This is a genomic window from Protofrankia sp. Cj3 (assembly GCF_917627355.1).
GTDB lineage: Bacteria > Actinomycetota > Actinomycetes > Frankiales > Frankiaceae > Protofrankia.
This window is the reverse complement of the sequence record NZ_CAKJTR010000161.1, coordinates 1-10,690: the sequence shown is the minus strand read 5'-3', so window position 1 is coordinate 10,690 and position 10,690 is coordinate 1. Positions and strand designations below refer to the sequence as shown.

Here is a 10,690-nt window from a genome sequence, read left to right as displayed (position 1 = left end):
CCCTCGTCCTCACGGCCCGGACGGCGTCGGTGTGCGGGTTCTCAGTGCCCCGGGCGGCGGTGGTTCCGACCGCGCTCGCCTTCGCGGAGTCGTTCCTGGCCGAGCGGGCGGTCCAGAACAGCGCGGCGTGGCGGGTCGCCGAGCTGACCGGCGGGATCAGCGTGGTCGCGCGTCGCGCCCTGGCACCCGGCGGATTCGAGGTCCCGGCGGGCCGGGACGTGCTACCCCCGCGGCTGCGTCCCGCCGGGCTGGTGGAGCAGATCGACGGAGGAACAGCGCTGGTGGCGCTGGCCCCGCTCGGGCGGCTGTCATCCGCCCAGGCCACCCTGCTGGCGCGGCACGCCGGCCCCCGCGGGCTGCGGGTGACGCCCTGGCGCGGCATCGTGCTGCCTGACCTGCCCGACCCTGAGGAGTTCGCCGCGGCAGCGGCGGACCTCGGGCTCGGTGTGGACGACACGTCGCCGTGGTACTGGCTCTCGGCCTGCACCGGCACACCCGGCTGCACCAGCGCGCTGGCCGACGTCCAGACCGATGCCGCTGCCGCCGCGGGACGCTGGCCTGGCCGGCACGCACACTTCAGCGGCTGCCGGCGGCGCTGCGGCCGGCCGGCGGACACGCGGATCGACGTCATCGCGACCGATGAGGGGTACGTGTTCAGTGACGACTGACTACATCCGCGACGGAGCGGAGATCTACCGGCGTTCGTTCGCCACGATCCGGGCCGAAGCGGACCTGTCACCGTTTCCCACCGACGTGGCGCAGGTCGTGGTCCGCATGATCCACGCCTGTGGCATGGTCGATCTCATCCGCGACGTGGACTACGCACCGGGTGCCGTGGCCGCGGCGCGGGCCGCGCTGCGCGCGGGCGCCGCGATCCTGTGCGACGCGCAGATGGTGGCCAGCGGCATCACCCGGTCCCGCCTGCCAGCGGACAATCCGGTCATCTGTACGCTGCGGGACCCCCGGACGGCCGGGCTGGCCGCCGCGGCCGGCACCACCCGCTCGGCCGCGGCGGCGGAGCTGTGGGGCGAGTACCTGGACGGCGCGGTCGTCGCGATCGGCAACGCGCCGACGACCCTGTTCCGGCTGCTGGAACTGATCGCCGATGGCGCGCCCCGGCCGGCCGCGATCCTCGGCCTGCCGGTGGGCTTCATCGGTGCCGCCGAGTCCAAGCGCGCGCTCGCCGACAGCGGCCTGCCGTTCCTGACCGTGCACGGCCGGCGCGGGGGCAGCGCGTTGGCCGTCTCCGCGGTGAACGCGATCGCGAGTGAGGCGGAGTGAGCACGCTGGACGCCACGAGCACGAACCGGCGGGACGGCGGGGCCCGGGGCACCCTCTACGGGGTCGGGCTCGGGCCGGGGGACCCGGAGCTGGTGACGGTGAAGGCCGCTCGGCTGATCGCCGCGGCCGATGTGGTCGCTTACCACAGCGCGCGGCACGGCCGCTCGATCGCGCGGGCGATCGCCGAGCCTTACCTGCGGGCGGGGCAGATCGAGGAGCAGCTGGTCTACCCGGTCACCACCGAGACCACCGGCCATCCCGGCGGCTACGCGGGTGCGATGGCCGATTTCTACACCCAGGCGGCCGACCGGCTCGCGGCTCATCTCGACGCCGGCCGTGACGTGGTGCTGCTCGCCGAGGGCGACCCGCTGTTCTTCAGCTCCTACATGCACATGCACAAACGTCTTGCCAGCCGGTTCGACGCCGTGATCGTGCCGGGGGTCACCTCGGTCAGCGCAGCCGCGTCCGCGACGGGTGTCCCGCTGGTCGAGGGCGACGAGGTGCTGACCGTGCTGCCCGGCACGCTGCCGGGCAGCGAGCTCGCCCGCCGCCTGCGGGACACCGATGCGGCGGCCATCCTCAAGGTCAGCCGCCACTTCGCGGACATCCGCGATGCGGTGAGGCAGGCAGGCCGCCTCGATGACGCCTACTACGTGGAACGGGCCTCCACCACCGACCAGCGGATGCTCCCGCTGGACGAGGTGAGTTCGGGCAAAGTTCCCTACATGGCGATGGTGGTGGTGCCCGGGGCCCAGGCATCCGCACCAGCACCCGCCAGATCGGCATCCACGGTCTCCGCGGTCTCCACGCTCTCCACGGCGCCGGCGGGTGCTGGCTCCGCCGCGCCGGATCCGGTCGCTGCCGGCGCCCCGGGCGCGCGCACCGGGCGGGTCGACGTGGTGGGGCTGGGTCCGGGCGGCCGGGACTGGCTGACTCCGCAGGCCCATGCGACCCTGTCGGCCGCGGAGCACCTCGTCGGCTACGGCCCGTACATCGAACGGGTTCCGGCCAACCCGCGGCAGCAGCGGCACGCCTCCGACAACCGGGTCGAGGCCGAACGCGCCGAGTTCGCGCTCGACCTTGCCTGCCGGGGCCATCGGGTCGCGGTCGTCTCCTCCGGCGACCCCGGGGTCTTCGCGATGGCGAGTGCTGTGCTGGAGGCCGCCGCCCAGCCCCGCTACACCACCGTGGCGGTCGGTGTCCTTCCCGGCATCACCGCCGCGCAGGCGGTCGCCGCCGCCGTCGGCGCGCCCCTCGGCCACGACTTCGCCACCATCTCGCTGTCCGACCGCCTCAAGCCGTGGGCGGTGATCGGCCGGCGGCTGGAGGCCCTGGCCCGCGCCGATCTGGTGATCGCGATCTACAACCCGGCGTCCCGGGCGCGGCGCCACCAGCTCGACGAGGCCCGTGACCTGCTGCTGCGCCACCGCGACGCCGGCACCCCGGTGATTGTCGGCCGGGCTGTCGGCACCGCGGAGCAGGCTGTCTGGGTCACCACGCTGGCGGACCTCGACACCGGCTCGATCGACATGCGCTGCCTGGTGATCGTCGGATCGTCGCAGACCCAGGTCGGGACCGGCCCGGACGGTCGTCCCCGAGTCTTCACCCCGCGCCGTTATCCAGCAGACTGACGATCTCCGCCGCTGTGGCGGCCCAACGGACGCCGGCCGGTGGGACAGGCGGATCAATCATGATCACGGGGATGGAGAGGTGGCGCGCCACGGTGAGTTTGGCCGCGGTCAGCGGTCCGCCGCTGTTCTTGGTCACCAGCGCGATCACCCCGTGCCCGGTCATCAGCGCCGTCTCACCCTCGACGGTGTAGGGACCCCGGTCCAGCACCACGGTGTGCCGCGCCGGCAGTGCCTCGGTGGGCGGGTCGACCGTGCGGATGAGGTAGCCGTGCCGGCTGTCGTCGGCGTAGGCGTCCAGACCTCGCCGGCCCGTGGTGACGAACACGCATCCAGGCCCGGGAAGACCCGCCGCCGCCCGCGCCGCCTGCGTGATGTCGGGCACGTGGAGCCATCGGTCACCCGTACGAGCCGACCACCCTGGTCGACGCAACGCGAGCAGGCGGGTCCCGGTCACCGCGGCGGCCTGTGCCGCGTGCTCGGACATGATCGCCGCGAACGGGTGGGTCGCGTCCACCAGCACGTCGACGGCAGCGGCGCGCAAGTAGCCCACCAGCCCATCGACCCCGCCGAACCCACCGACGCGGACCTCACCCCGCGGCAGCGTGGGCCGGCTGATCCGGCCCGCCAGCGACGAGATCACCTGGCAACCGTCCCGGCCGTGTAAGGCGTCGGCGAGCGCGCGGGCCTCGGCGGTACCGCCCAGGATCAGTACCCTCACGCCACGACCCTAACGACGGCCGTGCGCCTGCGGCGGCCCTGCGGCGACAAGGAAGGCGGCAGGCATGCGGGAGATCCTTGTGATCGGAATCGGCGCCGGCGACCCGGAGTACATCACGATCCAGGCCATCAACGCCCTCAACGTCACGGACGTCTTCTTCGTCGTCGACAAGGGTGACGAGAAGGACAGCCTGCTCGCCCTGCGGCGGGAGATCTGCGACCGTTACATCCGCGACAGGGACTACCAGGTGGTCCGGATCCCCGAACCACCCCGGGACCGCCAGGCCGAGGCCTACACCGGAGCCGTCGAGGACTGGCACGAGCGCCGCGCGGAACTGTTCGAGGCCGCGATCAGCACCCACCTCACCGATGACGGCCGCGGAGCCTTCCTCGTCTGGGGCGACCCGGCGCTGTACGACAGCACCCTGCGCGTCATCGACCGCATCCTCGCCCGCGGCCAGGTGGAGTTCACCTACCAGGTCATCCCCGGCATCACCAGCGTGCAGGCCCTCGCCGCCCGCCACCGCATTCCGCTCAACCGCATCGGCGAACCCATCCACATCACCACCGGCCGCCGCCTCGCCCAAGGCCTGCCCGACGGCTTGGACAACGTGGTGATCATGCTTGACGCCGGGCTCGCCGCCGCCGACCTCGACGACCCCGGCCTGCACATCTACTGGGGCGCCTACCTCGGCACACCGGAGGAGGAACTGCGCTCCGGGCCGCTGGGCGACGTCGCCGAGGAGATCGCCCGGACCAAGCGGGAACTGCGTGAACGCCACGGCTGGATCATGGACACCTACCTGGTCCGCCGCGAGACCTCCTGAGCGAGTCCTGAGCGAGTCCTGTGGGAACCGGCCCTCAGGAACCGGCCCTGGCCCGCTGGCGAGCCGCGGAGTACAGGTGGCTGTCGTGGAATCCCTCCGTCGCCAGCACCCGCCCCACCACGATCACCGCCGTCCGCCGGATGCCGGCCGCGCGGACGGCCTCCGCGATCTCACCGAGACTGCCCCGCAGCACGACCTCGTCGGCCCGGCTCGCGTAGGCCACCACCGCCACGGGGCAGTCCGGGCCGTAGCGGGGCAGCAGGTCCGCCACCACGGCGTCGATCCGCTGTACCGACAGGTGCACCACCAGGGTCGCGCCCGAAGAGCCGAGGGTGGCCAGATCCTCACCCTCGGGCATCGGTGTCGCCCGTGCCGCGGTACGGGTCAGGATGACCGTCTGCCCGACACGGGGCACCGTCAGCTCCCGCCCCAGCGCCGCCGCGGCGGCGGCGAACGCCGGCACACCCGGGGTGATGTCATAGGGCACACCGGCGGCGTCCAGCCGGAGCGCCTGCTCGGCGACCGCGCTGAAAATCGACGGATCTCCCGAGCACAGGCGGGCGACATCGAGCCCGGCCCGGTCCGCGGCGATGAGCTCGGCCACGATCTCATCCACGGTCAGCTCGGCGGTGTCCACCAGCCGCGCGCCGGCCGGACAGAGGGCAAGGACGTCCTCCGGCACCAGGCTGCCCGCGTACAGGCACACCGGTGAGGAGGCCAGCAGGCGCTGTGCGCGCACCGTCAGCAGATCCGCGGCACCCGGCCCCGCACCGATGAAATGGATCGTCATCCTCGTTCCTCCCACCAGCTCCACTGCGTCACCGGCATCGCGGGCCGCCATCCCGTGAAGCCACCGACCGGCCCGGCCCGCTGGATCCCGATCCGGGTCAGGGTGCCGCCCACCTTGGCGTGCCAGCCCGCCAACGTCGCCTCCGACTCCACCGTCACGGCGTTGGCGACCAGGCGCCCGCCCGGAGCGAGGGCGGCCATGCACGCCTCGACCACGCCGCCTTCGGTGATGCCTCCGCCGATGAACACCGCGTCCGGTGCGGGCAGACCAGCCAACGCCTCCGGCGCGCGGCCTGCCACCACCCGCAACGCGGGCACCCCCAGCTGCTCGGCATTGCGGGAGATCCGCGAGCGGCGATCTTCCCGCGGCTCGACCGCGACCGCGCGACAGGCCGGATGACTACGCATCCACTCGATCCCCACGCTGCCCGACCCGGCTCCGACATCCCACAGCAGCCGCCCGGGGACCGGCATCAGGGCGGCGAGCACCATCGCTCGGACCTCCCACTTGGTGATCTGTCCGTCATGCTCGAACGCCTCGTCGGGCAGACCGGGGGACCGGGCCAGCAGGACAGCCCCCGCCCCGGCACGGCATTCGATTGCGACGATCGCCAGTGGATCATGAGCGGTGCCCGTCCATTCCTGTGCGACACCGGACACAAGCCGCTCATCCGGGCCCCCCAGCCGGGTCAGCGCGGTCACGGTACTCGGCCCGAAGCCCCGCCCTACCAGCAGCGCACACACCGCGTCGGCCAGGTCCGGCTCCGCCGCCAGCACCAGGACCCGACGACCCGGCTGGACCGCGGGATGCAGCACCGCCAGCGGGCGCCCGACGGTGCTGACGATTTCGACATCCTGTACCGGCCACCCCAGGCGAGCGCACGCCAGCGACACCGACGACAGCGTGGGCAGCACCCGCACCCTCTCCGGCCCCAGCAGACCGACCAGCGCCGAGCCGATCCCGAAGAACATCGGATCGCCACTCGCCAACACGGCGAGGCGGAGGTGCTTGTGCTCGTCCAGCAGCCTGGGCAACGCCGGCAGGAGTGGTGATGGCCACTCCACCCTTCTCGCGGTCACCGTGTCATCGAGGAGTCGCAGCTGACGACTGTTGCCCACCACCACGTCCGCGGAACACACCGCCTGCCGCGCGGTCGCCGACAGTCCCCGCCACCCGTCGGCTCCGATCCCGACCACCGTGCACCACAGCGCGTCCCACTCTGCCATGGGCTCAGTTTGCCCGATGTTGACCCGGGAGACGTAGCGCGCAAGCCCCGCCGTTTAGGGCGGGGTCAGCGCATCGGTGCTGGCCGCCGCTGCCCTTCGATGTACTCGCGCAACGCCGCGATGGGCGCTCCGCCAGCCGAGGCGGCGAAGTAGGAGGGGACCAGAAATGCCCACGCGTCGAGGCCCGGTTCACCCGGCCGGCGAACTCGGCGCGCAGCATCCGCCCATCCTCTCGGTGTTATCCGATCATCCTATCGGAGCGTCGCTACGACCATTTGACCCCGCCCACCCATTCCGGGCAGTCCCGCGCTGCACCCCGGCCCGTATCCACCAGATTTGAGCCGGTGACACGCTTACGGAGCTTTACCACTGGTTCCTCTCGTATACCGTCTGATCTCGCTCGCCGGACCCGCCCCGTCTGGCAGTCCCGAGGCGTCCCGGCTTTGTCAGTGCTGCTCCCGCCCTTCCCGGCGTCTCCCGGGTCAGACTGCGCTCAGCTCCTACCAGGCTGCTGCGACAGCCCAGCGAGAAGGCCTTGCACCTCCTTCGGTTCTCAGCGCCTCACGGCGCACTGCGGCCTCGTGTCGCACCGTGTCAGAGGCTCTAGATGTTGATCATGATGTGACCGCTTGACAGCCACACGCATCAGCCCCTCGGAACCTCGCCGGGCATATATCGCCGTCACCTCTCCATCATCCGTCGGATACGGACAGGCGCAGCCTCCGGGGAGGCTGGCGATGACGCACCCACCACGACTACGGATCAACGAACCCGGAGTAGCTGTCCCCGTCGGACTACCGGGCCGACCTGAACGGGCTCACGCACCCACGGGTCCGCGTCCAACGGCACGAACGGCCTCGACACGGCACCGGGAACGCGGGTGGGGTTCGCCGCCGTCTTCTCGGCAGACCATCGGGCTGAAAATGGGCGTGGCATACCGACCCTCCTTTCTGCATGTTCACATGCGGCTCACGTGAAGGGAGGGTCGGACCAGATGCCAGCCTGTTTTTTGGCACAGTGCTCGGCGCCCCTCTCCTTTCCCACTGTAGGGGCGGTTAAAGGGGAACTGGCTCATCCCGTCCGGCGATCGACGCAGAGGACAGCCGACGGCCGAGGGGGCTGGTGACGTCGCTGCTTGCTACCGGGTGGACTCGCCGTCCACGACCTGGGTGGGTCGTCGAGGGGATCGGTGTCGGCGTGGCGTGTACATCCAGCCGGTTGACCAGGTTGGTCAGAGTGAACAGGCGGAAGATATGAGGCCGGGCGCCGACAACGGTGATCGGGATACCGGCCCGGTCCGCCTGGTTCGCAGCGCTGACCAGGATTCCCAGGCCGTGGGCGTCGAGGAACGACACGCCGTCGAGGTCGATCACCAGGATCGGTGGGTGCCGGTCAAGGCCGGCGATCAGCGCCGTGCGGAGCGCGGCGCTGATGGAGATGTCGATCTCACCGTAGATACGCACGACGGTCCTGTCGGGCGTGACGCAGGTGGTGGTGCGAAAGTCAGTGGCACAGCCGTCGGTGCGCTCCCGCATTGGATCGGGCAGGTCGAGGAACTTTTCCATCACGGTTACCAGGCCTCCGGCCGAACGAGTTGCTGCCGTGAGGTGCAAGCAGTCGACGGGAGCGCATGGCGTCCGGACACTTCGGCTGGCTACTCAAACCCAGGCTGTAACTATAACGCAATCCATCCCACCGTCTGTGGTTTTTTTCTCATCACGCGGCTGGTTCCACGGCGCCGGGACACCCACCGTCGAACCGGTCCGGCTCGACCGGTCGAAAAGGGAATTGTCTGGCTCGTTGTCGTGACGCTCGGCTCGTCCCGGCCGGGAAATACCGCCGGCTGGCGCCGGCTGGCGTGCGGTCCCGGCGGCTTCGCTCCTCGGCGACCTGAACCCCGCCCGCGGCCGGCTATCTTCCCGAGTCTGGGACGGGTGGCGGCGGCTGGCACCGGGCTCGGGGGGGCAGCATGGCGGTGCTGTCGTAGGTTCCGTCGACGATGCCGCGGGCCAGGTCGGTGAGGCGGGTGTTGGTGTTGCGGGCGTGGCGGCGGAGCAGGTTGAATGCCTGGGCCATGTCGAGGGTGCCGCGTTCGGCGAGGACTCCTTTGGCCTGTTCGATCAGGACCCGGCTGGTCAGCGCGTGTTGGAGCTGTTCGGCGAGGATCTCGGAGCGGCGGATCGCGCGTTCCTGCAGGATCGCGATCGTGGCGACGTCCGCGAGCGCCTGGCCGACGCGCGCGTCGGTGTCGTCGAGGAGGCCGGGGCGGGTACCGAACAGGTTCAACGTGCCGATCACCTCGTTGCGGAGCCGCATCGGCAGTGCATGAACCGACTGGTAGCCTGCGGCCAGCGTCTCCGCGGCGAAGATCGGCCATTGGCCCGCGGTCAGGTCGATGTCGGGGACTGTAACCGCGGTGCCGCTGTGGTAGCAGTCCAAGCAGGGTCCCTGGTCGTGTTGGAGCTGAAACAGCTCAAGCAGCCGGCTGGTCTCCGAGGAGGCTGCCACGACCTGCAGGCTGCCGCGCTGGTCGGCCAACAGCAGCCCGGCGGCAGCCACATTGAGCAGTGTCACGCAGTGGCTGGCCAACCGGTGCAGCAGGTCCACGACGTCGTAGTCGGCGACAAGGCTGTCGGCAAGGGCGACGAAGGCCTCGCTCAACTGCTGTTCCTTACCCACCGTTACCCTCCGCGGGCCATCGGGTGACCCTGGCAAAAGTCCCGTTCTCCGTCATTGGAGCAGGTCACCGTCGAGTCGCAGGCGGCGGGCGACGATGTCGCGGGCGACCTCGTCGGCAGTCCGTCCGGCGGCGTAGGCGTGCGCACGGAGCCGGGCGAGGGCCTCCTGCGCGCTGACTCCGAGCTGGGCGATCACCATTCCGGTTGCCTGGTGGATCTCGGCCCGATACATCCCGGCGGCCTCTGAGTCCGGTCCGGACAGCAGATCGACCGGGCCATACGAGTCGCCCGCCGCCGCGTCGATAAGCGCCAAGGCCACAACATCCACGACAATCAAGGTGTCCGCCAACCCATCGCTGTCCAAGGAGCCCGCCCGCGCGCACACGAGGTCGAGGACACCCAGCCGGATCGCGCCAATCCGCAACGGGAACGCGAAGATTGCCCGGAAACCGGCCGCCAGGACCGCGGGAGTGAACATCGGCCAGCGGCGCCCCGCCGGTCCAGTCACGTCCCCGACAAGCACCGGATGCCCATACCGGACGGCATCCCAGCCAGGTCCCTCCCCGAGGGTGAACTGGAAATCATCGAGGCGGGCCGTGGCCGGGCCGTTCGCGCCGTACCAGCCCCGGACGGCAGCGTCGGTCGTCACCGAGATCGCCGCCCCATCCACCGGCAAGGCCGACACCACGCCGACACACAACCGGTCCAGCACCGAGGCGTCCCTGGACCGGTCCGCCAGCAGGGCACGCAGCTCAAGACGGAGCCGGCCGGGGTCACTCACGCGCTCCCTGGCCGCCACGCAGATCCGGTGCGGCACCGGCAACATCCCTGGCCGTGATCAGCCGCTTCTCCGGGATGGGGTGACGCAACGGCACCTCGGCACGGTGCAGGTAGCGCAGCAGCCGCCGGTAGGAACCCAGCGCGCCGCCCAGCAGGGCGAGATTCACCGCGATCCGAACGGAGTACCAACGCGGATGGTCATCCAGCAGCGACCCGCACATGACAGGGCGGCCCCATTCGGCACACTCGCTATCACGGACCCCGCAGCTGTTCTCCTCACCCCCGCAAGGCTCGGAATTTCCATAGGAAAATCTGTCACGACGTCCGTAGTCATAGTGATCCCTCTCAGCTGGCCAACGCATCAGCGAGAGGGAACCCGGACAGGCGTACAGACCAGACCAGGACGAGAACACAGCCACGCTGACGTGACACCCGTCAGGTTACGCCGTCGCCCGCGACCTTTTAGCCCGTACCCGCCAGGTTGTCGGTGCCGAGCGAAAACTGGCCAGGCGTTGTCAAAGTAAAACGGCGCACCCTCCAGCCGTGGAGCCCTGCAAGAACAGCGGCGTAACCCTTTTATGACACTTTGTGTATAGGTGCAGGTAGGGGAAGCGCCCGATGACCAGCACGACGACCGAGCCGGTGACGGAGACGATCGCGGACAAACCCGCCGACACCGCGCCGGTGGTGGACGAGGCGCTCGCGCGGCGCCTCGTCGAGCAGGCGAAGGCGCGGGGGTGTCGCTGACCCCGGCCGACAG

At 70.7% G+C, this 10,690-nt stretch carries 11 protein-coding genes and 2 pseudogenes; 5 read left to right on the top strand and 8 right to left on the bottom strand.

Annotated elements, in window-relative coordinates:
* The 3 genes and pseudogenes from MJ783_RS18315 to MJ783_RS18305 all read left to right on the top strand — a co-directional run.
* Positions 1-668: pseudogene (locus MJ783_RS18315) on the top strand (precorrin-3B synthase); the annotation flags it as partial.
* On the top strand, positions 658-1,281 hold the full coding sequence (locus tag MJ783_RS18310; RefSeq protein ID WP_239311914.1) for a precorrin-8X methylmutase: 624 nt from the start codon (positions 658-660) through the stop codon (positions 1,279-1,281). The pseudogene MJ783_RS18315 and the gene MJ783_RS18310, both read left to right, overlap by 11 nt.
* Complete coding sequence (locus MJ783_RS18305; protein WP_239311913.1) at positions 1,278-2,912, top strand: precorrin-2 C(20)-methyltransferase; 1,635 nt, start codon at positions 1,278-1,280, stop codon at positions 2,910-2,912. Before MJ783_RS18310 ends, MJ783_RS18305 begins: the two co-directional genes overlap by 4 nt.
* Here MJ783_RS18305 and MJ783_RS18300 read toward each other — a convergent pair.
* Positions 2,884-3,630: a cobalt-precorrin-6A reductase gene (locus tag MJ783_RS18300; protein WP_239311912.1), complete on the bottom strand. Its 747-nt coding sequence runs from the start codon at positions 3,628-3,630 to the stop codon at positions 2,884-2,886. The two genes, MJ783_RS18305 and MJ783_RS18300, sit on opposite strands and share 29 nt — an antisense overlap.
* Before the next feature lie 64 nt (positions 3,631-3,694).
* On the opposite strand from MJ783_RS18300, the gene cobF reads away from it, so the two are divergent.
* Positions 3,695-4,456 (top strand): precorrin-6A synthase (deacetylating), encoded by a 762-nt coding sequence (gene cobF / locus MJ783_RS18295; RefSeq protein WP_239311911.1) that lies wholly within the window; start codon positions 3,695-3,697, stop codon positions 4,454-4,456.
* A gap of 34 nt (positions 4,457-4,490) precedes the next feature.
* Here the strand turns inward: cobF and cobM are convergent, their stop codons facing one another.
* The 7 genes and pseudogenes from cobM to MJ783_RS18260 all read right to left on the bottom strand — a co-directional run bounded on the left by cobM (position 4,491) and on the right by MJ783_RS18260 (position 10,151).
* Complete coding sequence (gene cobM / locus MJ783_RS18290) at positions 4,491-5,246, bottom strand: precorrin-4 C(11)-methyltransferase (protein ID WP_239311908.1); 756 nt, start codon at positions 5,244-5,246, stop codon at positions 4,491-4,493.
* Entirely contained in the window at positions 5,243-6,472 is a 1,230-nt protein-coding gene (gene cbiE, locus MJ783_RS18285) for a precorrin-6y C5,15-methyltransferase (decarboxylating) subunit CbiE (RefSeq protein ID WP_239311906.1), read from the bottom strand. The genes cobM and cbiE overlap by 4 nt, the downstream gene beginning before the upstream one ends.
* A 65-nt stretch (positions 6,473-6,537) precedes the next feature.
* Positions 6,538-6,695, bottom strand: a pseudogene (locus MJ783_RS18280) (transposase); the annotation flags it as partial.
* An 832-nt stretch (positions 6,696-7,527) separates the two neighbouring features.
* A complete protein-coding gene (locus tag MJ783_RS18275) occupies positions 7,528-8,037 on the bottom strand; it encodes an STAS domain-containing protein (protein ID WP_239311915.1) in 510 nt (169 codons plus the stop codon).
* A 346-nt stretch (positions 8,038-8,383) separates the two neighbouring features.
* Positions 8,384-9,151, bottom strand: a complete 768-nt coding sequence (locus tag MJ783_RS18270) for a GAF and ANTAR domain-containing protein (RefSeq protein ID WP_239311904.1) — start codon at positions 9,149-9,151, stop codon at positions 8,384-8,386.
* A 51-nt stretch (positions 9,152-9,202) separates the two neighbouring features.
* Entirely contained in the window at positions 9,203-9,931 is a 729-nt protein-coding gene (locus MJ783_RS18265) for a GAF and ANTAR domain-containing protein (RefSeq protein ID WP_239311902.1), read from the bottom strand.
* Positions 9,924-10,151 (bottom strand): hypothetical protein, encoded by a 228-nt coding sequence (locus MJ783_RS18260; protein ID WP_239311900.1) that lies wholly within the window; start codon positions 10,149-10,151, stop codon positions 9,924-9,926. The genes MJ783_RS18265 and MJ783_RS18260 overlap by 8 nt, the downstream gene beginning before the upstream one ends.
* Positions 10,152-10,548: 397 nt before the next feature.
* On the opposite strand from MJ783_RS18260, the gene MJ783_RS23380 reads away from it, so the two are divergent.
* A complete protein-coding gene (locus MJ783_RS23380) occupies positions 10,549-10,677 on the top strand; it encodes a hypothetical protein (RefSeq protein WP_255720713.1) in 129 nt (42 codons plus the stop codon).
* Positions 10,678-10,690: the final 13 nt, after the last annotated feature.

Excerpts from the sequence above, each read along its gene's own strand:
- cobF (WP_239311911.1), top strand. The coding sequence starts at position 3,695 with ATGCGGGAGATCCTTGTGATCGGAATCGGCGCCGGCGACCCGGAGTAC.
- cobM (WP_239311908.1), bottom strand. The coding sequence starts at position 5,246 with ATGACGATCCATTTCATCGGTGCGGGGCCGGGTGCCGCGGATCTGCTG.
- cbiE (WP_239311906.1), bottom strand. The coding sequence starts at position 6,472 with ATGGCAGAGTGGGACGCGCTGTGGTGCACGGTGGTCGGGATCGGAGCC.
- MJ783_RS18275 (WP_239311915.1), bottom strand. The coding sequence starts at position 8,037 with ATGGAAAAGTTCCTCGACCTGCCCGATCCAATGCGGGAGCGCACCGAC.
- MJ783_RS18260 (WP_239311900.1), bottom strand. The coding sequence starts at position 10,151 with ATGTGCGGGTCGCTGCTGGATGACCATCCGCGTTGGTACTCCGTTCGG.
- MJ783_RS23380 (WP_255720713.1), top strand. The coding sequence starts at position 10,549 with ATGACCAGCACGACGACCGAGCCGGTGACGGAGACGATCGCGGACAAA.